At 59.0% G+C, this 23,951-nt stretch carries 25 protein-coding genes; 16 read left to right on the top strand and 9 right to left on the bottom strand.

Annotated elements, in window-relative coordinates:
* Positions 1-4: 4 nt before the first annotated feature.
* The 4 genes from BSK43_RS17795 to BSK43_RS17780 all read right to left on the bottom strand — a co-directional run bounded on the left by BSK43_RS17795 (position 5) and on the right by BSK43_RS17780 (position 2,361).
* On the bottom strand, positions 5-346 hold the full coding sequence (locus BSK43_RS17795) for a tRNA-binding protein (RefSeq protein WP_068388632.1): 342 nt from the start codon (positions 344-346) through the stop codon (positions 5-7).
* A gap of 22 nt (positions 347-368) precedes the next feature.
* A complete protein-coding gene (gene proC / locus BSK43_RS17790) occupies positions 369-1,208 on the bottom strand; it encodes a pyrroline-5-carboxylate reductase (protein ID WP_077469315.1) in 840 nt (279 codons plus the stop codon).
* A gap of 1 nt (position 1,209) precedes the next feature.
* Entirely contained in the window at positions 1,210-1,710 is a 501-nt protein-coding gene (locus tag BSK43_RS17785) for a YbjN domain-containing protein (RefSeq protein WP_077469316.1), read from the bottom strand.
* A 390-nt stretch (positions 1,711-2,100) separates the two neighbouring features.
* Complete coding sequence (locus tag BSK43_RS17780; protein ID WP_068388635.1) at positions 2,101-2,361, bottom strand: accessory factor UbiK family protein; 261 nt, start codon at positions 2,359-2,361, stop codon at positions 2,101-2,103.
* 266 nt (positions 2,362-2,627) lie between these two features.
* On the opposite strand from BSK43_RS17780, the gene lgt reads away from it, so the two are divergent.
* The 7 genes from lgt to BSK43_RS17750 all read left to right on the top strand — a co-directional run bounded on the left by lgt (position 2,628) and on the right by BSK43_RS17750 (position 8,723).
* Positions 2,628-3,518, top strand: a complete 891-nt coding sequence (lgt, locus tag BSK43_RS17775) for a prolipoprotein diacylglyceryl transferase (RefSeq protein WP_077469317.1) — start codon at positions 2,628-2,630, stop codon at positions 3,516-3,518.
* A 74-nt stretch (positions 3,519-3,592) separates the two neighbouring features.
* Positions 3,593-4,690 (top strand): class I SAM-dependent methyltransferase, encoded by a 1,098-nt coding sequence (locus tag BSK43_RS17770; RefSeq protein ID WP_077469318.1) that lies wholly within the window; start codon positions 3,593-3,595, stop codon positions 4,688-4,690.
* A gap of 131 nt (positions 4,691-4,821) precedes the next feature.
* Complete coding sequence (gene pgeF, locus BSK43_RS17765; protein ID WP_077469319.1) at positions 4,822-5,604, top strand: peptidoglycan editing factor PgeF; 783 nt, start codon at positions 4,822-4,824, stop codon at positions 5,602-5,604.
* Position 5,605: 1 nt separating this feature from the next.
* Positions 5,606-6,757 carry a Xaa-Pro peptidase family protein gene (locus BSK43_RS17760; protein ID WP_077469320.1) on the top strand — a complete coding sequence of 384 codons (1,152 nt, stop codon included), beginning with the start codon at positions 5,606-5,608 and terminating at the stop codon, positions 6,755-6,757.
* A gap of 55 nt (positions 6,758-6,812) precedes the next feature.
* Entirely contained in the window at positions 6,813-7,418 is a 606-nt protein-coding gene (locus tag BSK43_RS17755; protein ID WP_348641759.1) for a hypothetical protein, read from the top strand.
* Positions 7,419-7,501: 83 nt separating this feature from the next.
* Positions 7,502-7,684 (top strand): hypothetical protein, encoded by a 183-nt coding sequence (locus BSK43_RS36140; protein WP_348641758.1) that lies wholly within the window; start codon positions 7,502-7,504, stop codon positions 7,682-7,684.
* A 106-nt stretch (positions 7,685-7,790) separates the two neighbouring features.
* Complete coding sequence (locus tag BSK43_RS17750) at positions 7,791-8,723, top strand: ribose-phosphate pyrophosphokinase (protein WP_068388287.1); 933 nt, start codon at positions 7,791-7,793, stop codon at positions 8,721-8,723.
* A 16-nt stretch (positions 8,724-8,739) separates the two neighbouring features.
* Here the strand turns inward: BSK43_RS17750 and BSK43_RS17745 are convergent, their stop codons facing one another.
* The 3 genes from BSK43_RS17745 to BSK43_RS17735 form a co-directional block, all read right to left on the bottom strand.
* On the bottom strand, positions 8,740-9,975 hold the full coding sequence (locus BSK43_RS17745) for an MFS transporter (RefSeq protein WP_077469321.1): 1,236 nt from the start codon (positions 9,973-9,975) through the stop codon (positions 8,740-8,742).
* Between the two features lie 25 nt (positions 9,976-10,000).
* Positions 10,001-11,461 (bottom strand): hypothetical protein, encoded by a 1,461-nt coding sequence (locus BSK43_RS17740; protein WP_136687082.1) that lies wholly within the window; start codon positions 11,459-11,461, stop codon positions 10,001-10,003.
* 111 nt (positions 11,462-11,572) lie between these two features.
* Positions 11,573-13,015 (bottom strand): hypothetical protein, encoded by a 1,443-nt coding sequence (locus tag BSK43_RS17735; protein WP_077469322.1) that lies wholly within the window; start codon positions 13,013-13,015, stop codon positions 11,573-11,575.
* A gap of 303 nt (positions 13,016-13,318) precedes the next feature.
* On the opposite strand from BSK43_RS17735, the gene BSK43_RS17730 reads away from it, so the two are divergent.
* From BSK43_RS17730 to BSK43_RS17710, 5 genes are all read left to right on the top strand, one after another.
* Positions 13,319-13,930, top strand: coding sequence for a 50S ribosomal protein L25/general stress protein Ctc (locus BSK43_RS17730; protein WP_077469323.1), 612 nt, complete (start codon positions 13,319-13,321; stop codon positions 13,928-13,930).
* 243 nt (positions 13,931-14,173) lie between these two features.
* Positions 14,174-16,540: an EAL domain-containing protein gene (locus BSK43_RS17725; protein WP_077469324.1), complete on the top strand. Its 2,367-nt coding sequence runs from the start codon at positions 14,174-14,176 to the stop codon at positions 16,538-16,540.
* Between the two features lie 2 nt (positions 16,541-16,542).
* Positions 16,543-17,286: a transporter substrate-binding domain-containing protein gene (locus tag BSK43_RS17720; RefSeq protein ID WP_169055427.1), complete on the top strand. Its 744-nt coding sequence runs from the start codon at positions 16,543-16,545 to the stop codon at positions 17,284-17,286.
* A gap of 74 nt (positions 17,287-17,360) precedes the next feature.
* A complete protein-coding gene (gene pth / locus BSK43_RS17715) occupies positions 17,361-18,077 on the top strand; it encodes an aminoacyl-tRNA hydrolase (protein ID WP_068388641.1) in 717 nt (238 codons plus the stop codon).
* 1 nt (position 18,078) lies between these two features.
* Complete coding sequence (locus BSK43_RS17710; protein WP_077469326.1) at positions 18,079-18,558, top strand: GNAT family N-acetyltransferase; 480 nt, start codon at positions 18,079-18,081, stop codon at positions 18,556-18,558.
* 14 nt (positions 18,559-18,572) lie between these two features.
* Here BSK43_RS17710 and clpS read toward each other — a convergent pair whose 3' ends face one another.
* Positions 18,573-18,884 carry an ATP-dependent Clp protease adapter ClpS gene (clpS, locus tag BSK43_RS17705; protein ID WP_077469327.1) on the bottom strand — a complete coding sequence of 104 codons (312 nt, stop codon included), beginning with the start codon at positions 18,882-18,884 and terminating at the stop codon, positions 18,573-18,575.
* Positions 18,885-19,222: 338 nt separating this feature from the next.
* Here clpS and BSK43_RS17700 point away from each other — a divergent pair, with 338 nt between their 5' ends.
* The 3 genes from BSK43_RS17700 to ychF all read left to right on the top strand — a co-directional run bounded on the left by BSK43_RS17700 (position 19,223) and on the right by ychF (position 22,308).
* Positions 19,223-20,440, top strand: coding sequence for an RNA ligase RtcB family protein (locus tag BSK43_RS17700; RefSeq protein ID WP_077469328.1), 1,218 nt, complete (start codon positions 19,223-19,225; stop codon positions 20,438-20,440).
* Positions 20,433-21,050 (top strand): peptide chain release factor H, encoded by a 618-nt coding sequence (gene prfH / locus BSK43_RS17695; RefSeq protein ID WP_077469329.1) that lies wholly within the window; start codon positions 20,433-20,435, stop codon positions 21,048-21,050. Before BSK43_RS17700 ends, prfH begins: the two co-directional genes overlap by 8 nt.
* A gap of 154 nt (positions 21,051-21,204) precedes the next feature.
* A complete protein-coding gene (gene ychF, locus BSK43_RS17690) occupies positions 21,205-22,308 on the top strand; it encodes a redox-regulated ATPase YchF (protein ID WP_077469330.1) in 1,104 nt (367 codons plus the stop codon).
* Positions 22,309-22,338: 30 nt separating this feature from the next.
* Here the strand turns inward: ychF and BSK43_RS17685 are convergent, their stop codons facing one another.
* Entirely contained in the window at positions 22,339-22,923 is a 585-nt protein-coding gene (locus BSK43_RS17685) for a LysE family translocator (RefSeq protein WP_205910636.1), read from the bottom strand.
* Between the two features lie 138 nt (positions 22,924-23,061).
* Here BSK43_RS17685 and gcvA point away from each other — a divergent pair, with 138 nt between their 5' ends.
* Positions 23,062-23,949 (top strand): transcriptional regulator GcvA, encoded by an 888-nt coding sequence (gcvA, locus tag BSK43_RS17680; protein ID WP_077469332.1) that lies wholly within the window; start codon positions 23,062-23,064, stop codon positions 23,947-23,949.
* Positions 23,950-23,951 lie beyond the last annotated feature (2 nt).

Raw genomic sequence — 23,951 nt, 5'->3', positions numbered from 1 at the left:
CGTCTCACATCATCTTCTTGCCGTTCGGCACCGGATGCGTCACGGCGGCAAGAACGATCGCGCCTGCCTCATCCTCGAATCCGAGCGTCAGAACTTCTGAACGCACGGGCCCAATCTGGCGCGGCGGGAAATTGACCACGGCAAGCACCTGCCGGCCGACAAGGGTTTCCGGCGTATAATGTACGGTAATCTGCGCGGAGGAACGCTTGATGCCGATCTCCGGCCCGAAATCGATCCGCAGCTTGTATGCGGGCTTGCGGGCTTCCGGAAAGGTCTCCGCCTCGATGATCGTCCCAACGCGAATATCCACGCGTTCGAAATCGCCATAGGTGATCTCTTCCGTCATGCTTCCGCCTTCCCCGTAGAATTCAGCCGGCCAACTCTTGCGCCCGCTTGCGAGCCGCTTCCAGCGCCGCATCGAACAAGGGCTGCATGCCGTCTTCGGCCATCAAAACGCCCAGCGCCGCAGCGGTCGTGCCGCCGGGAGACGTGACGTTCTGGCGCAGACGCGCTGCGTCGTCGGGGGACTGATGGAGCAATTCACCAGCCCCCGCGACAGTCTCCCGTGCGAGCCGCATGGCGAGGTCCGCCTGCAGGCCGAGCTTCCGGCCAGCCTCCGCCATGCATTCGACGAGATAGAAAACATAGGCGGGACCGCTGCCCGAGACAGCGGTTACCGAATCGATATCGGCCTCTCCCGGCACCCACTCGACCGGGCCGGATACTTTAAGGAGATTCTGGACAAGTTGCCTCTGAAATTCGGCAACCCTGTCATTCGCAAAAGCGCCGGTAACGCCGCGCCCGACCATGGCAGGCGTATTGGGCATGGCTCGCACCATGGCTGCTTCACCGAGATGCGCTTCGAGCGCGGCGAGCGTCTTGCCTGCCGCAATCGATACGACCACGGTATTATCACCTACCGTAGCTTTCAATGGCGGCAGCACGGCATCCATCAGCTGAGGCTTGACGGCAATGAAGAGCACACCCGCCGTCACGCCGGCAGGAACGCCCGTGACATGGCTGGCGCCCGCATCCGCAATCATCTTCCGCATCGGTTCGGACGGATTGGGATCGACGACGATGACCGACGATCCCGGCACCCCGTTCTTCAGCCATCCTGTCAGCAGCGCACCGCCCATATTGCCGGCGCCGATCAGCAAGATCGGCCCGGAGGATGCGAAAGCACTGGCGGACTGTTGGCCTGTCATGTCACGCTTCGCCTACCGTTTCGAACAGCACCGCTTCCATGGCGCGATTGGCATCGAGGCCGGACCACACCACGAACTGGAAAGCCTGATAGTATGCCTCACAGGTGTCAAGCGCATTGGAAAGCAGCACTTCCACCTGTCGGTTTGTCGGCTCGGCACCGCCGGACAGCAGCAGCGACTGGCGGAAAATAACGATATTTTCCTGCCGCCAGAGATCGAAGTGACCCATCAGCACTTGCCCGTTGATGCAGGACAGCAGCTTGATCACCTCGTTGACGCGGGGCTCCGAGACCTTCACGTCGAAGGCACAGGCGATATGCAACGCCTCGAATTCTTCCATCCACGAGAAAGACACGTGGTAATCGGTCCACCGCCCTTCGACCGTCATGGCAAGCTCGTCTTCGCCTGATCGTTCAAACGACCAGTCGTTGTTGGCCGCCACGAACTCGATCATGTCCACCGGATTCGATTGTCGTTCGACTTCCATTTCCATAAGGCTCATGCAGCACCTTCTTGACCGGAACGAATGCAGTTTTCCCGTGGTTCAACACTGAAATAACGCAACCCGCTTTACCCCGGAAACATCCTCGGGATGATGTTGAACGGCTGCCAGACTAACGCGTCCACCCTGCCCGGAGCTTACCAAGTCCGTTTCGAATCATCATTTAAAATCAGTGTATAGCGGCATGCCCGGCCTGCCAGCCCCTGAACGGCGATTTTGGAAACGGCGCTGTGGACAGCGGTTGTCGCACCTATTCAGAAGGGAGTCATAACCGACTCTGGCAATTGGCTTTTTTGCCTATGTCCACAGGTGGAAAAACAAATGAAATTTTTCGCATAAAAAAAGCGCGGCAAACGGGTGCCGCGCCGATCCGCAGTGGAAGATTGCAGCTTATTTGCCCTTGGAGGCGAGCTTGGCTTCGAGCGCTTCGATTCTCGCAAGGAGCGCCTCGTTTTCGTCGCGCGCCTTGATCGCCATTTCGCGAACGGCCTCGAATTCCTCGCGCTTGACGATATCCATGCTGTTCAGCCAGCGCTCGGCATGGGCGTTGAAAGCGGTCTCAACCTCGCGGCGCACGCCCTGGGCAGCACCGGCAGCGTCGGTCATCAGCTTGGCGAATTCATCCAGGATACGGTTCGGTCCAGTGCTCATAGCAATCTCCTTGCGGCCGTCAGCCCCTAAAACCAGCAGGCATCGATACGGGGCCAGATAGTGTTGAGGTAGGATTTCCAAGGGGCCGATGCAAGCAAATTGAGATAGGACGGGGACAACCGGACCCACGATAACGGGCATATCAATAATCGACTTGACCGTTTCGACAGCGAGCGCCATGTTCCGCGCACATTTGGACTTAAAATATTCCTGTCCCGAAAAGGCGCAGTGCTTTTGGGAATCACGCTGCAACGGGCCTGACGATCTTGCTGACATCCGCCAATCTCGCCGCCATCCTGCCATTTCCGGATATCGATCCGATTGCCGTTTCACTAGGGCCGCTCTCGATCCACTGGTACGGGCTTGCCTACGTGGCGGGCATCCTGCTTGGCTGGTTCTATGCGCGTCGATTGGTCGACAACGGCAAGCTTTGGCTGAACGACAGCGCTCCGATGACCCGCCAGCATCTGGATGACTTCATCCTCTGGGTGGCGTTCGGCATCGTCCTCGGCGGTCGTATCGGCTACATCCTGTTCTATGATCTCGATCCGGTCCTTGCCAATCCGATCCGCGCTATCGAGGTCTGGAACGGCGGCATGTCCTTCCACGGCGGATTGATCGGCACGACCATCGCCATGTTCCTGTTCGCAAAGCGCAACAATATCCCCGCATGGAGCCTGTTCGATATCGTCGCCGCAGTCGCGCCGATCGGGCTCTTCTTCGGTCGCATCGCCAATTTCATCAACGGCGAGCTTTGGGGCCGGGTCTCGGATGTGCCCTGGGCGATGGTATTCTGCAGCCCGCATGTGATCGCGGCCCATAATGGCGTCTGCCCCGCAGGCCCCGATCCGCGCCATCCAAGCCAGCTTTACGAGGCCGGTATCGAAGGCATCATCCTCTTCCTCGTTCTCTTCATCGTCACGCGTTGGGCCTTCGCGCTTAAGAAGCCCGGCACGGTCAGTGGCATTTTTGTGATTGGCTATGCCTTCTCGCGTATTTTTGTCGAATTCTTCCGTCAACCTGACGAGCAGCTCGGCTATCTCCTCGGCACGAACTGGCTAACGATGGGAATGGTGCTGTCGCTGCCTATGGTCGCTATCGGCCTTTGGGCCGTGATCCGCGCCCGTCGTCAGGCAGTAACCGGACAGACGGCTTGAGACGAAGATTGATATCGCATGATGCTTCGAAAGCCCCCAAGCTTCCCAAGGCCGTGCACTAGCGAAAGCAACGAATGACGACGGCGCTCGGTGAAAAAATCAAAGCCATCATCCGCACCAACGGGCCACTGAGCATTACGGACTATTTTTCGCTATGTCTCGCCGATCCCGTGCATGGCTATTACAAAACGCGTGAGCCCTTCGGCCAGTCCGGCGACTTCGTCACCGCTCCCGAAATCAGCCAGCTCTTCGGCGAGATGATCGGCGTCTTCATGGTGCATGCATGGCAGCGCCACGGAGCGCCATCCGATGTGCGTCTGGTCGAGATCGGCCCAGGTCGCGGCACGATGATGTCGGATATGCTGCGCGTCATCGGCAAGCTGGCACCGCCACTCTATGATGCCATGAGCGTGCATCTGGTGGAAACCAGCATGCGGCTGCAGGAATTCCAGCGGGAAACCCTCGCGGCACATGGCGCGAAGGTTTCCTGGCATACGGATTTCGGCGAAGTGCCGGATGGTTTTACCCTGCTCGCCGCCAACGAACTCTTCGACGCCATCCCGATCCGCCAATTCGTGCGCACCGCCAATGGCTTTCGCGAGCGCGCGGTCGGGCTCGACATTGATGACGAACTAACCTTCACCGCCGGCGTCGCAACTCTCGATCCTGCTCTTCTGCCCGAAGGCGGCCCGCCGCCGATCGGCACCATTTTCGAAATCGCACCTGCCCGCCAGGCTGTCATGACGACGATCTGCGATAGGCTGAAAGCCCAAGGCGGTACGGCGCTCGCCATCGACTACGGTCATATGACGACGGGCTTTGGAGACACGCTGCAGGCGGTACGCATGCATGAATATGATCCGCCACTGGAGCATCCGGGCGAAGCGGACCTCACCAGCCATGTGGATTTCCAACATCTGGCGCAAACGGCGCTGGCATCCGGCACGCATATCAACGGATGTTGTCATCAGGGAGATTTCCTGGTCGGGTTAGGCTTGCTGGAACGAGCGGCAGCGCTCGGCCGTGATCAGGATGCGGCGACACAGGAGAATATCCGCGCCGCTGTGGAACGACTTGCGGGTGCGGGCGAAGGCAAGATGGGAGAGCTCTTCAAGGTGCTGGCCGTCTCAAACCCGGCGATCGACCTCCTGCCCTTTCGTCCTGTCGCCTGACTGACTCTCCATGCCGCGGATTGACAGCCCGCGCCGGGCTGGGCCAACATCGCCGCCAAATCGAACTGCTTCGCCGCGGCTGCGTTATCCATCGCACGACAGGCTAAACCAGACATCAAGGGACGCTCCAGTTGCCGAAACCCATTGCAAGCACGCTGCTGAGCGCCGCAGAAGCTACCGGCATTCGCCACGGTTATTTCACCCGTGCCGGCGGCGTCTCCGAAGGCCTTTATAGAGGCTTGAACGTCGGTCTCGGCTCGCATGACAATCGCGAGCATGTGCAGGAAAACCGCCGCCGCGTCGCCGATTGGTTCGGCTTGCCGTTGCAACGGCTCGCCACCGTCCATCAGGTCCACTCCCCCGATGTCGTCACAGTCGATGAGCACTATAACGGCAATCGCCCCGAGGCCGATGCGATGGTGACGGCCACGCCAGGGATTGCGCTCGGCGTTCTTGCCGCCGATTGCGGCCCCATCCTTTTCGCCGATCCGGAAAACCGGGTCATCGGCGCCGCCCATGCCGGCTGGAAGGGCGCACTGACCGGCGTACTAGAAAACACCATTGATGCGATGGTGGCGCTCGGCGCCAGGCGCGAGGCGATCGTTGCCTGCCTCGGCCCCTCCATCAGTCAGGCAAGCTATGAAGTCGGACCGGAATTCGTCGACCGCTTTCTGGCTCACGACCCCGACTACGCCCGATATTTTGCACCTTCGGAACGGGCTGGCCACGCAATGTTCAATCTGCCGGCACTTACCGTCGACCGGTTGCGCAAGGCTGGCGTCGCGGCAGAGAGCCTTGACCTCTGCACCTATCCGGACCCCGACCGCTTCTTCTCCTATCGCCGCACAACGCATGCGAAGGAGCCGGACTACGGCCGGCAGATCTCAGCCATCGCCATCGGGGAGGCAAGCTAATATGGCCCTGCATTTCGAACGCAGCGAATTCGACGCGCGCCTGGCTCGGCTGCTTGCCAGGATGCAGGAAGAGAAGCTCGATGCCATGCTGCTGTTCGCGCAGGAGAGCATGTACTGGCTGACCGGCTACGATACCTTCGGCTACTGCTTTTTCCAAACGCTGGTGGTCAAGGCCGATGGATCGATGACGCTTCTGACGCGCTCCGCCGACCTGCGTCAGGCTCAACTCACTTCGGTCATCACCGACATTCATATCTGGGTCGATCGCCTCAATGCCGATCCGACGCTGGACCTCAAGGAATTGCTTGCCGATCTGGATCTTCTCGGCACACGCATCGGCGTCGAATACGATACGCATGGCATGACGGGCCGTATCGCCCGCCTGCTCGACCATCAGCTCGCCAGTTTCGGCCAGATCGTCGACGCCTCTTATCTTGTCAGCCGCTTGCGCCTGACCAAGAGCACGGCGGAGATTGCCCATATCGAGCGCGCGGCCGCTCTTGCTGACGATGCGCTCGACGCCGCTCTGTCCCTGATCAAGCCGGGCGTGGATGAGGCGGATATTCTGGCCGCCATGCAGGGCGCTATCTTCTCCGGCGGTGGCGACTACCCCGCCAACGAATTCATCATTGGTTCCGGCGCGGAGGCTTTGCTCTGCCGCTACAAGTCCGGCCGGCGCAAGTTCGATGCTGACGATCAGCTGACGCTCGAATGGGCCGGCGTTGGTGCCCATTATCATGCCGCGATGATGCGAACGGTCGTCATCGGCACCCCCAGCCATCGCCACCGCGAACTCTACAGCGCCTGCCTCGAAACGCTGCAGGCGATCGAAACAATCCTGAAGCCCGGACATACGTTCGGCGATGTTTTCGATATGCATGCGAAAATCATGGATGAGCGCGGCCTTGCCCGCCACCGCCTCAACGCCTGCGGCTATTCGCTCGGCGCACGCTTTTCCCCCTCATGGATGGAGCACGAAATGTTCCACATGGGCAATCCGCAGGAGATCGAGGAGAACATGTCGCTCTTCGTCCATATGATCATCATGGACTCCGACAGCGGCACCGCCATGACCCTCGGGCAAACCTATCTGACGACGTCGCAGGGCCCCAAAGCGCTCTCCCGCCACCCGCTCGAATTTCTTAACCGTTAGTGGCGTAAAATAGCGATCCTGAACGGAGAGACCGTCAAGAGAAGGGATCGCGCAAATGGGACTGGTCAGGACAACTTTGATTGTCGCCGGCTTTTGCCTCGCGCTCTCCGCCTGCAACACGACGGACGCCTTGACGCCACCCGAGGCGATCGGCGATGTCAGCTCCAGCCCGGTCACTCAACGGGATGTCGAGCGGATGGCCACCGCGCCGCAACGCCGGCAGACTTATCCGGGAACACAGGACAGCTACGGCTATCAGCAGCAGACCTCCCAGCAGGCATATCAGTCGCAAAGCTATGGCGGCGGCGGGTCGCTGGACGATCAGGCATCTGCGCTGAAGTCGAACGGCACCAATCCCTATGCTTCGCGCCCGCTTGACGACGCCGCACCGCTTCCATCGCCCCGGCCGATCCACAGACATCGCAATCCGACGAGCAGCGCGAGGCTGACCGCCGGCTCTCGGACGATCCGCAACCACAACAGCAGCAAGCCGCCGCTGATCAGCAGCAGCAACCCGACCAACAGCAGGCATCGCTGCCGCCGGCCGCAGCGGCAACTGGTGGCAACAGCATCCGCTTTCTGCCGATCATCGGCGCCCCCGTCCAAGCCGTTACACCGCTATCGCGTCAACTTGGCGCCGATGCCCGCTCGCTTGGCCTGACAATCAAGAGTTCCAGCGATGCCAGCGCCAGTTATATCCTCAAGGGTTACCTCTCGGCCTTCGAGGACGGACCGCAGATCTCGGTGACCTATGTCTGGGATGTGCTTGATAATGCCGGCAATCGCGTGCACCGGATCCAGGGAGCAGAAAGCGCACCACTGAAGCGCGGCGATCCCTGGACGGCCGTTCCGCCCGCCGTCATGCAGAAAATCGCCACCAAAACCATGTCGGAATTCAATTCCTGGCGCAATTCCAGCGGTGGATAGCCACAAGCTTTTCACAAATATGAAAGGTATCGCACCCTTCCCCCCTTGCATTCGAGAGCAAGGCGGTTAAAAGCGCGGCTATCAGGTTGGTAACAGGCGGGCCAAGATGAAGGTTTTCGCAGGGAATTCGAACAGGCATCTTGCCGAAGCGATCTGCAATTATCTCAACGTTCCCTTAGGCAAGGCCAGTGTCAGGCGTTTTGCGGACCAGGAAATCTTCGTTGAAATCCAGGAGAACGTCCGCGGCGAAGATGTGTTCTTGGTGCAGCCGACATCGTTTCCGACCAACGATCATCTGATGGAACTGCTGATCATGATCGATGCGATGCGCCGCTCCTCGGCGCGCCGCATCACGGCGGTCATCCCCTATTTCGGTTATGCCCGCCAGGATCGCCGCGCTTCCGGGCGCACGCCGATCTCGGCCAAGCTGGTGGCCAATCTCATCACCGAGGCTGGCGCCGACCGCGTTCTCACGCTTGACCTGCATGCGGGCCAGATCCAGGGCTTCTTCGATATCCCCACGGACAATCTCTACGCACTGCCGATCCTGACCCGTGACATCAAGGCCAATTACGATATCAGCAACGTCATGGTCGTTTCGCCCGACGTAGGCGGTGTCGTACGCGCCCGCGCTCTTGCCAAACGCCTCGACTGTCTGTTGGCGATCGTGGACAAGCGCCGCGACCGCCCGGGCGAATCCGAAGTGATGAACATCATTGGTGACGTCGAAGGAAAAGACTGCCTGCTGATCGACGACATCGTGGATTCCGGCGGCACCCTCTGCAACGCGGCCGACGCCCTGCTCGCAAAGGGCGCGGCAAGCGTCACCGCCTATATCACCCACGGCGTACTCTCCGGCGGCGCCGTGACGCGTGTTGCAAATTCAAAGCTGAAGGAACTGGTGATCACCGATTCCATTCAGCCGACGACGGCGGTGCAATCGGCCCCCAATATCCGCGTCATCAGCACGGCCAGCCTCATCGGCGAAGCCATCAACCGCACCAGCCAGGAAGCTTCGGTTTCGAGCCTCTTCGACTGAGATCGCTCACCTCTCGTCAGACGACCCTTGCCCTGGACGGATGCGTCTGTCTCCAGGCCAGCAGGCCAATGCCGATGAGACCGGAGATCACGACAGCAGCCCCTGCCCCCATGATCGAAGGACCGATGCCGAACCAGGCAAACAGGGTCGGCGACATCAGGTAAGCCAGGAAAAGCCCTGTAAAGATCGCGCACATCATCAGACGATAAACCTGCCCGAGACGATGCGGTTCGCTGCGTGTCTGCATCAGATGCAGCATGGCGAGATTCTCGAAAGGTCCGTTGATCGCAGCAAAGCACGCGACGGCCATCAGCCAAATCCGGTCGTGCATCAGCGGCAGCAGGAAAACCCCAGAACCGAAAATGAGCTTGGCGGCGATAATCCAGACAACGGGCCGGCGCGGTTTGATGTTGCTGAGAATAAGATTGGTCGCAACATTGCCAACGCCGTAGGCGGTCATCATCAGGCTGTAATCCGTCAGGGGATCGGCGCTGGTTTCGCGCAGATGCAGGATCATCCCGAGCAGGATTCCCATTGCCCAGGCGATGTTTCCCATCAGGTTGGTGAACAAGCCATAGAGGATGGCCGCGTGGCCCCGCGCCACCCGCCATCCACCGAGAACGCCGTCCACAACGGCAGCCATTCCGGAGAAATCACGCCGCCGCGGCGCAGCGGGAAGCCTTGCCACCGCCAGCCAGACGGCAAGCGCCGACAGCAGGAAGGTGGCCGCCGTCACCGCAAAGAATTGCGATTTCGGCAGGAAGCCGTTGACGATTGCAATCAGGCTCGGGCCGAGGATGCGTGCCATGCGTCGCGTCGCGTCGAACAGGCCGTTGGTTGCGTGACGAACGTCCGGGTCCACGGCAATCGTCGGCAGCGTCGCCTGCAATGATGGATCGAATGTCGATGTCAGCAACGCGATGCATGCCGCAAGCACCATCAGCAGCGGCAAGCTCATCAAATGCAGAAGACCGGCAAGCGACAGCATCAGCAACAGAATGGCGCGCAGCAGATCGGCCATGATCATCGTCGTGCTGTGACGCCACCGATCCGTGACGATGCCGGCAAAGAGACTGCCGAACAAGAGCGTACCGGACTGCAGTGCCGACACATATCCGGCATCCCTGCCGATAAAGTCTGCCGCGATCCAGACGACTGCGACCATGTAGAATTCGGAACCCGTGGCCGCCAGTACCTGACCGGCCCAAAGGAGAGAGATCGAGCGCTGGCTCAACGGCCTCAGGACAAACATGATCGCATTCTGATTTCTGATTGATTTATTTCATGACCTGACCGTTGACCGTCACGCCGCCGGCATCGGAGATCTCGATGTCCCAGCGCGAACGCCCATCCGCATCCGTCTTGGCGAAGCCCTTGGCCATCATCAGGCCGAAGGAGAGCTGGGAAAGATCGGGCTTCGTCTTTGCTGACTCCTGCACGGCGGCAATCGTCTTGTCGAGATCGCGGACAAGTACCGTCATCTTCATGGAGACGCGGTCCTTCTCGTTCAGCCAGCCACGCATGCTGCCGGTAGCCTCAACATCATAAAGACCTGAGACGGCGCTGATCTTCGGAAAGTTGATCGACACAGTGCCATCCGGGAACATGGCCTGCTGCAATTTCTCGTCCAGGGCCGCATCGCTTTCCGGCTTGTTGAAGTCGGTCTGCTGCAGGATCTCCATCAGGGCGGAAAAGTTCAGGTTCGGCACCTGTATCTGGAAATCCGCGGCATCCGGAATGAAAGCAATATAGTCTTCAGGTACGAGACCGGTAGCCAGGGTGAGCTTTTCGGCATTCAAGCCGAAATCGGCGCTCATCGCATTGGCCGGCCCGGCGATCTTGAAGAAGTAACCCAGCTTCTGAAGGCCGCCATCGCCAAATGGCGACGTCACGGAAATGTCCTTTGCGGAAATAGACTCCTCGAAGGAGCCGGCAATCGGCATGGCATTCATCAGCAACGCCTTGAGCGCCAGGCTGTCCGGATCGGAAAGGGTCTTCTGGTCCTTGTGCTCGGAAACGAAGTGCAGCAAGGAATTCACTGCCTTCAACGGCAGCTTGGTCGCACCGGCATTGAAGTCGATCGCCGCGACCTTGATTTCGCCGAGCGTCGTGTCGTCGGACGAGATCTTGTCGTAGAGCGACTGCAGGCTACCGCTCATCTTGACGTCGAGCCTGCCCGGTTCACCGCTATCGGCGGATGAAAGAGTGTAACCGACGCTATCGACCGTGGCGTCGTTTTTCTGAACGCCGCTATTCTCGTCGCTGGTCTTCGTGGCGAAAGTAATACCGTTGCCCTTCATATCCATCGAACGAAGGTAATGAAGCGCCGGGTCGAAGACACCCTGGAAATTCGATGAAGCCAGGGCATAGCGAAATTCCATGTCAGCGGCGCTGCCAGGCTTCGAACGCGCCGTGATATCGAAGGCATTGTTACCTTCGATATTCCAGAGGCCGCTATCCTGCGGCGTTGCCAGCATGGTCAGCGGCTTGAGGCCGCTGATATCGAAACCGCTGACATTCAGCTTGTCGAACAATGCCCGCAGATCATAAGTGACCTCGTAATGCGAACTGACCGGCTTTACCGAAATTCCACCGCTCTTGGCGATATCGTCAGGCAGAAAATAGGTCAGATTGCCAAACAGATCCTTCGCACCCTGTTCACTGACATCCGCCGCCTGCGTGGCGCCGGCCACGCCCGCAGCAAGAACAGCTGCCACGGCAACCGCTTTGAAACGCATAATTCACCCCCAAATACCCTGGAAAAAGAATGTGAAAATTCGAAAGGGCCGATTCGCCTCTCGAATGAAACTCTATCAATGCAGCGGGACATCCCGCGCACTTATGCCGTATCAGGGCTTCTTCATCACCTGCCCGTTAACAGTCACCGTCCGATCCTCATCCATCGTTACGTCCCAGCGCAGGCGGCCATCCGGGTCGGTCTTGGCAAACCCCTTGGCCGCGAGCAGGCTGAAAGAGACGCTGTTAAGACGCGATTCCGTTTTTGCAGCAGCTTGCATGGCCGCGACGGTCTTGTCGAAATCGCGCGCAAGAATCGTTGCCTGCAGCGAATAGGTGGAGTGCGCTTTGGTCGAGCCCTTCAATGTACCGGAAACCTCTAGGTCGTAGACGCCCGAAGTAGCGCTGATCTTCGGAAATTCAAGCGTCCCGTATCCACTTGGAAACATCGTGCGCTTGACCAGTTCCCCGGAGAGTGGTGCCGCCCGCGTCGCCACCGCATCGAGGGCCGTATCGATAAGACCGGAGAAATTGATATTGGGCACGCCGAGTTGCACATCAAGCGTTTCAGGCAAGAAGGGCGCGTATGCTGCCGGAATAAGGTCCGCATCCGGAGTGAAATGTTCGGCGCGCAGCTCGAGATTGACATTGGAGGACTTGGTCAGGCCATCCATCTTGAAGCTATAGTCGACTTGCTTGACGCCGACCTTGCCCTTGTCCGTCGCCACAACGGCATTGCTCAAAGTCACCGTCTTGCTGAGGGAGCCGAAGGCCGGCAAAGCCCGATGCACGAGCTGCTCGAATTTTTCGCTGCCGCTTTCCGAAAGTTGCTTGGCCTTGACGTGCTGGACGAAGAAACGAAAGAGTTCGCGCAGCTCCTTTGCCGGCAGGCTCGTCGCCGTCACCCGCGTACTGACACTATCGGCGCTGAAGCTCACGGGCGAGCCATGTGGCCGCAAGGTAAGCTGCTCGTTCAAACGCTGCAGCGTGCCCTGCACCTGCAGATCGACCTTACCCGCTTCGCTACTGTCGGTAACCGTATGGGCGAAAGAGATGCCGTCGATGGTGGCGTCGATCTTGCGGCCACTCTTGGCACCGCTGCCGACGCTGGAAAACTTCACGCTGCCGCTCTTTATGCCCATCGAGCGCATCATCTCGATCGTCGGATCGAAAATGCCATCGAAGGAGCTGGAAGCGATCGAATAGGCAATATCCGATGACGGCGAATGTACAGCAATATCAAGGCTGTTGTTCCCCGTCAGGTGCCAGCGGCCTTGATCGACAGGCTGAGCAAACAGGGAAAGCGGCTTGAACCCGGTGACCGAGAACCCACTGGAGTTGACCTTGTCGAAGAACTTCGCAAGGTCGTAGGTGATCTCATACTGGTCACCCGCGGGCTTGACCGTAACGAAATCGCTGCGCGCAAGATCGCGCGAAAGCGAATGCGTCAGGATATCCCGGAGATCGTTGGCGCCCTGCTCGTTGATGTCGGCAGCCTGTGACGCGCCGGCGAGACCCATGGAAAAAACCGCAGCGGCGATAGACCTTGAGCGCATGCCCGACCTCTCTTTCTGACCCTGATCGATTGAATTCGACTGTTGAAGAGGCCGAGGGTATATGTCAAGGCGTTGATGGAAATGGCCAGCGGCCACGAAGGCAAGCGTGGCAATGTCATCACAAACCCTCCCATTCCGGAGGTGCTTGCGCCTGCGGCCACTTTGTATTATACGCCACGCGTCCGCGCAGACACCCTTGGAGGCAATGCGGATGAGGCAGGGCACGCCCTTCCTCCAGTTCAACCGATACGGCATATGACCGACCGGCTGAGCTCTCCAGATAACACCTCGAAAGGAATAGCTATGAGCCACGAAAGCTACGAGCTAAAGGCCGAGGCGCGCGAACGGGTTGGTAAGGGGTCCGCCCGTGAACTTCGCCGCAATGGTTTGATTCCCGCTGTCATCTATGGTGACAAGCAGGCCCCCATTTCTATCGCTCTCAACACCAATGAGGTGACGAAGCGCATTCATGCCGGCGGCTTCCTGACGACGATCGCAACGATCGATGTTGGTGGCAAGAAGATCAAGGTTCTGCCGAAGGACTACCAGCTCGATCCGGTCCGTGACTTCACGGTTCACGTCGATTTCCTGCGCGTTTCCGGCAACACCGAAGTCACCGTCGAAATCCCGGTTCACTTCGAAAACCATGAGAAGTCACCGGGCCTCAAGGCTGGCGGCGTGCTGAACATCGTTCGCCACGAAGTCGAAGTCCATTGCCCGGCCGATGCCATCCCGGAATTCTTCACCGTTGACCTCAGCGGCCTGAAGAGCGGCGACAGCATCCACATCTCCGCCGTCAAGCTGCCGAAGAACGTCACGCCGGTTATCGCCGACCGCGACTTCACGATCGCAACGATCGTTGCCCCGGCAGCCGGTCTTGCAGAAGAAGAAGGCGGCGAAGAAGCCTCTGCCTAATCGGCATCTTCATCGCAGTCATCAGAACCCGCCCTCCCCATGGGATGGCGGGTTTTTTCATGCCCAGCATCGCAATATTAGAGAAAGTAAAAGTAATAATTTCTTGAATCTATACTTTCACTAATTTCCATTAACCCCAGAGTTTCAGCAACATTTAACAGATTCATGAAAATCTACGCGAAAGAGTTGTAGGGATCGGTGCCCCAGTATCCGCTGGCCTATAACTGGGGAGCTAACGGAACGATGAACCATTCGGTCGAAAACAGGTTTTTCGCGATCGTCTGCGGTGCGCTGCTGGTCTTCGTAGCGCCGCTCTTCATCCTATTCCTTTTCCTGTCATCGGAGCGCGCCGAAAAGGAAATCAAGGACCATATAACCGTTCTGCTCGTCGCCAATGCCCAGGCTCTGGCAAAGCCGCTGTGGGACCTGGACGAAGACAGCGTCACCCAGATCAGCGCAACGACGGTCGCCGAGGGCGCAATCGTCCGGGTCAACGTCCGCGATCTCTCCGGCCAGCTCGATGTCACGCAGTCGACCATACCGAAGTCCTACAAGGGCAATCTGGAGTCCGTCTCCCGCTCCATCATCTATAATGGCGTTGATGGTGCCAAGAAACTCGGCACCATCACCGTCTACTACCCGCAGCTCGGTCTGTTTGACGGCCTGAAGAATGAAGAGATCGTCTTCATCTCCATCTTCATCTTCGCCGTACTGACGGTCTTCGGAGCGGCGCTGATCGGCAACCGCATTTTCGTCATCCAGCCATTGATGCGGCTCACGCATGCCGTCGAGGCGACGCGCCGGCTCGGCTCGCGCCATCATGTCGACTGGCAATCGAACGACGAAATGGGCCGGCTCGCCAGCAGCTTCAACGACATGCAAAGCAAGCTGCAACGTGAGGAGACCGAGCTGAAGCTTGCCCATCGCAGGGCTACCGACACCTATAATCTCACGCCCGCCATGCTTTTCTCCCTCGATAAGGACGATTGCATCGCCGCTGTCAGCGACTATTGGCTCGCCGCCACGGGTTATGATCGAAAAGAAGTGCTTGGGCGCGAGTTTGCCAGCCTCGTCCTGCCGGAATCGCGTACGCAATATTCCGAGCGCAAGCGCAGCAATCCCGACACTGCTGCCCGGCTTGCTGTCACCGTGAAATTCCTTTGCCGGAACGAGCAGGTCATGGATGTCCTGATCCTCGAGACCACCGCGATCCAGGACGGCCTCTCGCTTTCGGTCATGACCGATGTCACCGAGCTTAAGCAGTCCGAGGACCGGAACCTGCGTCAGGCGATCACCGATCATCTGACTGGCCTGCTGAACCGCCAGGGCTTCGAGACCGCGCTGGACGCCAAGATTAACGAGGCCGATCTGCGCGGGCGCGAGCTTGCCTGCCTTTTCATCGACCTCGACCGCTTCAAGTGGATCAACGACAATATGGGCCATGCCGCCGGCGATGCGGCGCTGCGTGAACTCGTATCGCGCCTGCAGAAGCGCATGAGGCCGGGCGATATTGCCGCTCGCCTGGGCGGCGACGAATTTGCGATCCTGCTGCTGGCTGAAGATGCGGAAGCAAGAGCGTTGGACATGTCTGCCCGCATTGCCGAGGTTTTCGAGGCGCCCTTCTATGGCGATGCCCGCCTTAGCGCCAGCGTCGGTATCGCCATCTACCCGCGCCACGCCGCCAATGCAGCCGAACTGCTGCTGAAATCCGATATCGCCATGTACGCCAAGAAGCGCGACGGCAAGAACGGCGCGCAGATCTTCGACAACGGCATGCTCGACGACTCCCGCCGCCGTGCGGAGCTGGAAAGCCATATCGAAAGCGGTCTCAGCGAAGACTGGTTCGAAGCCCATCTGCAGCCGGTCGTGAATATCGACGATCGCTCGATCGCCGGCTTCGAAGCCCTGATGCGGCTCCACCATCCGCAAAAGGGGATCCTGCCACCGGCCCGCATCATCGAGGTCGCGGAGGAAACCGGCTCCATCATCCGCATCGGCAACCGCATCATGGAAAAGGCTGTCGCGCACTTTGCGCGCCTGTCACAGCTCGATGGCATGCAGGATACCTACCTCGCCATCAACTTCTCGCCCCTTCAATTCGAGCCCGAGCTGCCGGTACGCATGGCCGCCCTGCTTTCACGCTACGATATCTCCCCGCGCCGCATCGTCGTCGAGATCACCGAAGCCGTGCTCATGGATGACAATCCGGAGACGCGCATGGTCATCAACGAGATCTGCCGCTATGGCTGCCGCATCGCCTTGGATGACTTTGGTACGGGATATTCGTCACTAAGCTACATCAACCGCTTCCCGGTGGACATCATCAAGATCGATCAGTCCTTCGTGCGGGCAATCAACGACACGGCGTCGGATGTCAGCGCCAAGAGCCGCATGCTGGTCGAAAGCATCACGACGCTTTCGCACAAGATGAGTTGCACGGTCATTGCCGAGGGTGTCGAAACCGAAGAGGAATGCGCGACCCTGCGCACCATGGGCATCGACTATGGCCAAGGCTATCTCTTCTATCGCCCGCAGCATCCGGATATCCTGATGACCACGCTGTCCTGCCTGGAATTGAATGGCCAATCCCGTATAGCGCAGGCGTCATAGCAATGGAGAGCCGGGTGGGGAAGCTGTTGCTCATCATCGCTGCAAACCTGTTTTCACTCTCTCTTATTGCTTCGGCCCACGCGGAAACCGTCCATTTCACCACGGAAGACTACCCGCCTTTCAACTATCGTGACGGCAAGACCCCCGTCGGCGCGACTGTCGAGCAGGTGCAGAAGGTGATGGCGGATATCGGCGTGGACTATACGATCGATGTCATGCCTTGGGCCCGAGCCTACAGCCAGGCATTGACAGAGCCGCTGACCTGCGTTTTCGCCACGGCGCATAGCGAAGAGCGTGACAAGCTCTTCACCTGGGTGCAGCCATTATTTATCGATCGCAATGTGCTGATCAAGCATAATGGCTCGAAAGTCACTGCCGCCACGATCGACGAGGCAAGGAAATATCTCGTCGGCACGTGGCGTGAGGATTACACCGAGACAATCCTGCGTAGAAATAATTTTCCGCGCATCGATGTCGGCAGCGACTTCAAGGCGACATTGAAGAAGCTGATGAGCGACCGCATCGATCTGATGCCGATCTCGGAATTCTACTTCGACAAGCTGAAGAAGGAAGGTCATGCCGTGCAGAAGGTGACCATCCTCTCTCAGCAGGCCATGGGAATTGCCTGCCAGAAGGATTTCCCCAACGACTTACAAAACAAGATGCAAACCGCGCTCGATGCCTTGATCGCCGACGGCACGCAAAAGCGGATTTTCCTGAAGTACGGCCTGCGCCTCGGCGACTGATCACATCCCGCCTTGACTTTGCCGTCAATTCGCTGTCGTGAAGGGCATCGGCATTTTCCAGGGGGGTGAAGCGCATGCTTCTCATCGCGGGTCTCGGCAATCCCGGCGCCAAATATCAAGGCAACCGCCACAATATCGGCTTCATGGCCGTGGATGCGATCCATCGCCGCCATAGCTTTTCGCCATGGACGAAGAAGTTTAAGGCGGAGATTTCCGAGGGCGAACTCGGCGGCCAGAAAGTGCTGCTCATAAAGCCGCAGACCTTTATGAACCTCTCGGGCGAATCCGTCGGCGAAGCCATGCGCTTCTACAAGCTCGAACCATCCGACCTCGTGGTCATCTACGACGAGCTCGACCTGCCGGCCGCCAAGGCGCGGCTGAAGACCGGCGGCGGCCATGGCGGCCACAACGGCATCAAGTCGATCGACGCCCATTCCGGCCGCGAATATCGGCGTCTGCGCCTCGGCATCGGTCATCCCGGCGCCAAGGAACTCGTGCACAATCACGTCCTCGGCGATTTCGCCAAGGTGGACAGGGACTGGCTCGACCCCTTGTTCGATACGCTTGCCGACAATGCCGACATGCTGGTGCGCGGCGAGGACTCGCAGCTGATGAACAAGATCGCGCTCGCCTTGGGCGGCAAGGCGGAGGAAGAGGCTCCGAAGCCTGAGAAGAAAGCGACCGCCAAATCGCATATCCATCAGGCACGGAACCATAACCAGCCGAGAATACCCGAAACAGGTCCGATGGCGGAGATGCTGAAAAGGATGTTCGGCAAGAAGGATAATTGACATGTCGCAAGCAGCCGTAGAAAGCGCCGCCGATATCGTCATCCGGCCGATAGAGATTGCCGATCTGCCGACGCTTCTTGCACTTTACCAGCATCTCAATGCTGAAGACCCAATGCTGGACCTGCCATTCGCGGAGCGCCGCTTCGCTGAAATCCTGGCCCATTCCGGCATGACGATCTTCGCGGCCTTTGCCGGCGATAAGGCCGTGTCCTCCGTGACACTGGTGGTCATTCCGAACCTGACGCGCGGCGGCGCTTCCTATGCCTTGCTCGAGAATGTCGTCACGCATTCGGATTATCGCAAGCGCGGCCTTGCCGGGATGGTGATCCAGAAGGCCGTCACAACAGCCTGGGGCAAAAACTGCTACAAGGCCATGCTGCTGACCGGCTCGAAAGACCCGGCAACACTGCGCTTCTACGCCAATTGCGGCTTCGTGCAGGACAAGACCGGCTTCCAGATCCGTCGCCCCGCCATCGCCTGACCGGCTGCAGGCCCCTACTCTTCCGGCTCCGTGGTGAACATCAACGGGAAATCGGCGCTTTTTGCCAGGTCGATCGCCTCCTGGGCCTTTGTCTCGGCGATATCCCGCGCGCAAACCATCACAACCGAGGTGCCGAGCCTGTGCGCCGTCATCATGACGCGATAGCCGTTCTCCTCGCTCATGCGGAAGACAGCCTTCAGCACCATGATGACGAATTCACGTGGAGTGTAATCGTCATTGACGAGAATGATTTTGTAAAGCTTCGGTCTGTCGACCTTCGGCTTCGTCTTGGTCTTTGGTTTCAGGACAATATCATTGTCACTCATCGGCATCACCGTTGACGACAGAGAAAAAGGCTTTGGAGTAATAGCGCTATTATAGTGCAGCGCACTACGCCATTCAAGGAGGGTGAGCTCCGGCAACAGTTGGCAGATCGGGGGATTGCAAGCAACCGCTAGTCAGGATCTCAAAACAGATCTTGCAATCCATTCTGCTTCGCTTATACAGCCGGCATAACTTTTTCAGGACTGGGAGCACAAATGATGCACGTCATTTCATCGCGCCCCTTAGGGGCAAAAGCTTAAGTCAGCGTCGATGCGCTGCCGTGAGCTCCTTTGATCGGCCTTGAGGCCGAAAATATTTATCCTGTCCTGGGATCATATTCATGGGCAATTCCATAGGGGCCTCCGGTCCCGTCACTATGCGCTGCAGCCGCCCTGCCGCGATAGCACACTATTTTACGGCAAAATCCTGGATCGAAGGATTGGCGCTGGAGCAGCTTGCGGAGCTCACAAGGCTTCCAGGCATGCTGTCCGTCGCCGGTTTCCCTGACCTTCATCCGGGAAAATACGGCCCGGTCGGCATGGCCGCCTTGTCGTCGCGCCTCTATCCGCAATTGATCGGCAACGATATCGGCTGCGGCATGGCGTTCTTCGAGCTCGACATGCCGCAACGCAAATTCAGGATCGACAAGGCTGCCACCGCCTTGCGCGAACTTGAGAATATTGGCTTCGATGCACCCGACATCGCAAAATTCGCACCGCTGGCCGATCTTGAGGCCGATGTCGAATCGCTTGGTACGATCGGCGGCGGCAACCACTTCTGCGAGATCCAGTCCGTGGAAGAGCTGCTTCAACCTGATGCGGCCGAACTTCTGGATAGGCAGAAGCTCTATCTGCTTGTCCACACAGGTTCGCGCAACCTGGGAGCCAGCGTATTCGACCGGACGATCGACGAGAATGGCGCAATGACGGATGGCCTGGATCCGGCATCCGAGGCCGGCATGACATGGCTGACCCGCCATGATCTCTGCGTCGAGTGGGCAGTGCTCAATCGACAGATGATTGCGCAACGAGTGGCCGAGGTACTTCGCACGGACGTGCGCTTGATCGCGGATGTCCCGCACAATCTCGTGCGTCGGCATACCGATGGATATGTCCACTACAAGGGGGCAGCTGCTGTTCAGAGTGGCGGCGTTGCGCCCATTGCCGGCTCCCGAGCCAGCCTGAGCTACATTGTCCAGGTTCTCTCCGCCGCCGCAAAATCGCATTGGGCCATTTCGCACGGAGCCGGGCGCAAATACGACCGCCGCAACATGCATGGCCGCATTGGCGTTACCCGCTCGGAACGGGAGGCGTTGTTGCGAAACCAATGGGGCGGCATCGCCATTTGCGACGACCGCAAACTTGCCGTCGAAGAGGCGGCCAGTGCCTACAAGAATGCAGGGCAAGTCCTTGAAGATCTTGCAGGCCATGGCCTTGTGCGACCACTCGCCTCGATGAAGCCGCTCATTACCTACAAGAAGACGAGCGTCGATCACGACGAGCTCAAGCGGGACCGCGTGCGTGATCGCAGGATGAGTGGGAGGCGCAAGAATGGCTGATATCCATCTCCTTGCTACCTCGGGCAACGGCCCGGCTGAATGCCGTGTCGCACTCAAATCGCTGCTCTCCATTCTCGAAAGGGAGGCGCAGGCCAGAGACTGCGAAATCGAGATAGCAGCCTCGCAGCAACCGGACCGGCATGGCCCGGTTTCAGCAATCGTCACGCTGCGTGGCAGGGATGCCAAGACCCTGGCGGCGGATTATTGCGGCTCGATCCGCTTCATCTTCAAGAGCAAACTGAGGCCTGGGCACAAGCGGCAGAACTGGTTCATCGGCGTCAAGCGCATCGAACTGGCCGATACAGCGAATGCAACAACGACCATCAACATGAACCACATTCGCTTCGAAACGCTGCGCGCCGGAGGTCCCGGCGGGCAGCATCAAAACACGACAGACAGCGCGGTCAGGGCAGTCCATGTCCCGACCGGCATCACCGTCATGTGCCGCGATGAACGCTCTCAACACCGCAACAAGGCGCTCGCCATCCGGCGGCTGCAGGCCATCTTGCTGCTGCTGGCCGAGCGGGAAAGCCAGAATGCGAAAACCGCGCTCTTCCTGGCCAATAAGGAACTTGAACGCGGCAACGAAGTGAAGGTGTTCCGACTTTGATAATTGAGCCGCCCGAAATCTCTCGGGCGGCTTCTGCACCACCAAAGTGGCCTTTCTGCTGCGAAAACCGGCCCGCTTTCCGCTCAAGACTTGACCCGCACCGGCCGTTCCCTCATACGCACTGCAAAGATTTTCAAGATATGGACAAGGTGCCATGGGTTTCAAATGCGGTATCGTCGGACTCCCGAATGTCGGCAAGTCTACTCTGTTCAACGCGCTGACCAAGACGGCGGCGGCGCAGGCGGCGAATTATCCGTTCTGCACGATCGAGCCGAACACGGGTGAAGTCGCGGTTCCGGATCCGCGCATGCGCAAGCTTGCCGACATCGCCAAGTCGAAGGAACTGATCCCGACGCGCATCTCCTTCGTCGATATCGCCGGCCTCGTGCGCGGCGCTTCAAAGGGTGAAGGTCTGGGCAACCAGTTCCTCGCCAATATCCGCGAAGTCGACGCCATCGTGCACGTGCTGCGTTGCTTCGAAGACAGCGACATCACCCATGTCGAAGGCCGTATCAATCCGGTCGCCGACGCCGAGACGATCGAGACCGAGCTGATGCTCTCTGATCTTGAGAGCCTGGAACGCCGCACCGAGCAGATGCGCAAGCGCGCCACCAGCAAGGACAAGGAATCCATGGCGATGCTGCCGATCATGGAAGCCTCGCTCAGCCTGCTGAACGAAGGCAAGCCGGTGCGCGCGCTGCTGTCGAAGCTCGATGCCGAAGAACTCCGCATCCTCAAGAGCCTCAACCTTCTGACTTCGCATCCGGTTCTCTATGTCTGCAACGTCGCCGAGGCCGATGCCGTGACCGGCAACGAGCACACGGCTGCCGTTGCCGCCATGGCCAAGGAGCAGAATTCGGAAGTTGTCATCATCTCCGCCGCCATCGAGGCGGAAGTGGCACAGCTGCCCGAAGACGAATCCATCGAATTCCTCTCGGCGCTCGGTCTCGATGAAGCCGGCCTCGACCGGTTGATCCGCGCCGGCTACAAGCTGCTGCACCTCATCACCTACTTCACCGTCGGGCCGAAGGAAACGCGCGCCTGGACGATCGAGCGCGGCACCAAGGCTCCGCAGGCAGCGGGCGTCATCCATTCGGATTTCGAGCGCGGCTTCATTCGCGCCAATACCATCGCCTATGAAGACTACATCGCCTTCAATGGCGAAGTCGGCGCCAAGGAAGCAGGCAAGGCGCGCGACGAAGGCAAGGAATATGTCGTCCAGGACGGCGACGTCATCCACTTCCGTTTCAACACGTAATCCTCAAAAGCATCTGCTCATGGTGCGCGTTTACCCGCGCACCGTGAAACCTGCCACGACGATCATGCACAGCGCGAACGCCCAGCCCTGTATCCGTTGCTCCTTTTCAGAGCGGAGGCCGCCGAGAACGGTTGCGCCGAGATAGATCCACAAAAAATGGCAGATGATGGAGACAACCAGAAATGCCAGGGTCAATTGGGTGACCTGCCCGACAAGATGGCCACTGTCGAGGAATTGCGTGAACATCGCCAATACCATCGAATGAATTTTCGGATTGAGCAGAACTGACACGAAGCCATCGGCAAGACCCAATCGTCCGTGGCCCTTTTCACCGTATCTGGATGGCTTTGTCGTCGATCTGATGAAGGTCCACGCCAGATAGAGCAGATAGACGATACCGGCCCACTTCAATGCCGCACCAAACAGCGGATAGGCATGCGCCAGTTGTCCAAGCCCGAAGCCATAGATCAGACACAGGGCCACATTGCCCGCCTCAAATCCGAGCCAGAACGGCCCTGAGCCCTTCACGCCGAAGCGCGCGCCCATGCTTGTCAGGATCGTATTGCCCGGACCGGGGCTGATCACCAGCGGCACGGTGTAGCCTAGAAAAAGCAACCAAATTTCCAAACTGATCATCACGTCCTCGGTTCCGAAACGGGCGGAAACAGCGCCTTGCGGATGCCAGAAACACGACTTTCATCACGAAGAAAAATGATCTATTTTCATGGCCTCGATAAACAGGGGTAATCGAGCATGCGCCGCTTGCCACCACTCGGGGCTGTCCGCGCTTTTGAAGCCGGTGCGAGGCATCTGAACTTCACCCGCGCCGCCGACGAGCTTTGTGTCACGCAGGCGGCCATCAGCCATCAGGTTCACCTGCTCGAAGACTGGCTTGGCGTAAAACTCTTTGAGCGCGCCGGGCATTCTCTCCGCCTGACGGACAAGGGCAGCACCTTCCTGATGGAGGTGAGCGAGATATTGGACCGACTGGCGGCGGCCTCATCCACCGTCGGCAGTCGCCAGAACGGCCCTCTGCGCCTGACGGTTCTTCCGTCCTTTGCCTCTTCCTGGCTGGTGCCGCGTCTGAAAACATTTCGGGAGCGCCATGCCGATATCGATCTGCGGCTGAGCAGTTCGCCCGAAAGCTGGGACTTTTCGAGCGATGGCTTCGACATTGCCATTCGCTCCGGGCTGGGGCGGTGGCGCGGCCTCAAGACATATCTCATTGCCCATGAGGCATTGAGTCCCGTCTGCACGCCTTCCCTGGCGGCCACGCTGGACCTGAAGACGCCCGACCAGTTGCTTCGAGCCAGCCTGCTGCATGATACGCCTCGTGACGCTTGGTCGCGCTGGCTCAATCAGGCCGGCGTTTCTCATCGCGAACCCTTGCCCGGCATGATTTTCAACGACCATGCACAGATGCTGCAAGCCGCAATGGACGGCCAGGGCGTGGCACTCGGCAGGCTGTTTCTCGCGGGAACGGCGCTGCGGGACGGACGCCTTGTCCAGCCATTTGACATGACCTTGCCGAATGATTTCAGCTACTGGTTTGTCTGCCCCGGAGCCGTCGCCGACCGGCCGGATGTCATCGCCTTCAGAACATGGCTGTTGTCAGAGGCACAGGCCTCCGGCCGCGACTGACC

It is taken from the genome of Rhizobium sp. P44RR-XXIV (assembly GCF_001999485.2).
In the GTDB taxonomy this organism is placed as follows: Bacteria; Pseudomonadota; Alphaproteobacteria; order Rhizobiales; family Rhizobiaceae; genus Rhizobium.
The sequence above is the reverse complement of the archived record's forward strand: the minus strand, read 5'-3'. Positions and strand labels throughout refer to the sequence as shown.

Excerpts from the sequence above, each read along its gene's own strand:
- BSK43_RS17770 (WP_077469318.1), top strand. The coding sequence starts at position 3,593 with ATGACGACGGCGCTCGGTGAAAAAATCAAAGCCATCATCCGCACCAAC.
- BSK43_RS17720 (WP_169055427.1), top strand. The coding sequence starts at position 16,543 with ATGGAGAGCCGGGTGGGGAAGCTGTTGCTCATCATCGCTGCAAACCTG.
- BSK43_RS17785 (WP_077469316.1), bottom strand. The coding sequence starts at position 1,710 with ATGAGCCTTATGGAAATGGAAGTCGAACGACAATCGAATCCGGTGGAC.
- BSK43_RS17740 (WP_136687082.1), bottom strand. The coding sequence starts at position 11,461 with ATGCGTTTCAAAGCGGTTGCCGTGGCAGCTGTTCTTGCTGCGGGCGTG.
- BSK43_RS17710 (WP_077469326.1), top strand. The coding sequence starts at position 18,079 with ATGTCGCAAGCAGCCGTAGAAAGCGCCGCCGATATCGTCATCCGGCCG.
- BSK43_RS17725 (WP_077469324.1), top strand. The coding sequence starts at position 14,174 with ATGAACCATTCGGTCGAAAACAGGTTTTTCGCGATCGTCTGCGGTGCG.
- BSK43_RS17745 (WP_077469321.1), bottom strand. The coding sequence starts at position 9,975 with ATGTTTGTCCTGAGGCCGTTGAGCCAGCGCTCGATCTCTCTCCTTTGG.
- BSK43_RS17795 (WP_068388632.1), bottom strand. The coding sequence starts at position 346 with ATGACGGAAGAGATCACCTATGGCGATTTCGAACGCGTGGATATTCGC.
- BSK43_RS17760 (WP_077469320.1), top strand. The coding sequence starts at position 5,606 with ATGGCCCTGCATTTCGAACGCAGCGAATTCGACGCGCGCCTGGCTCGG.
- BSK43_RS17735 (WP_077469322.1), bottom strand. The coding sequence starts at position 13,015 with ATGCGCTCAAGGTCTATCGCCGCTGCGGTTTTTTCCATGGGTCTCGCC.
- pth (WP_068388641.1), top strand. The coding sequence starts at position 17,361 with ATGCTTCTCATCGCGGGTCTCGGCAATCCCGGCGCCAAATATCAAGGC.
- BSK43_RS17730 (WP_077469323.1), top strand. The coding sequence starts at position 13,319 with ATGAGCCACGAAAGCTACGAGCTAAAGGCCGAGGCGCGCGAACGGGTT.
- BSK43_RS17750 (WP_068388287.1), top strand. The coding sequence starts at position 7,791 with ATGAAGGTTTTCGCAGGGAATTCGAACAGGCATCTTGCCGAAGCGATC.
- ychF (WP_077469330.1), top strand. The coding sequence starts at position 21,205 with ATGGGTTTCAAATGCGGTATCGTCGGACTCCCGAATGTCGGCAAGTCT.
- prfH (WP_077469329.1), top strand. The coding sequence starts at position 20,433 with ATGGCTGATATCCATCTCCTTGCTACCTCGGGCAACGGCCCGGCTGAA.
- BSK43_RS17700 (WP_077469328.1), top strand. The coding sequence starts at position 19,223 with ATGGGCAATTCCATAGGGGCCTCCGGTCCCGTCACTATGCGCTGCAGC.
- gcvA (WP_077469332.1), top strand. The coding sequence starts at position 23,062 with ATGCGCCGCTTGCCACCACTCGGGGCTGTCCGCGCTTTTGAAGCCGGT.
- BSK43_RS17780 (WP_068388635.1), bottom strand. The coding sequence starts at position 2,361 with ATGAGCACTGGACCGAACCGTATCCTGGATGAATTCGCCAAGCTGATG.
- clpS (WP_077469327.1), bottom strand. The coding sequence starts at position 18,884 with ATGAGTGACAATGATATTGTCCTGAAACCAAAGACCAAGACGAAGCCG.
- BSK43_RS17755 (WP_348641759.1), top strand. The coding sequence starts at position 6,813 with ATGGGACTGGTCAGGACAACTTTGATTGTCGCCGGCTTTTGCCTCGCG.
- proC (WP_077469315.1), bottom strand. The coding sequence starts at position 1,208 with ATGACAGGCCAACAGTCCGCCAGTGCTTTCGCATCCTCCGGGCCGATC.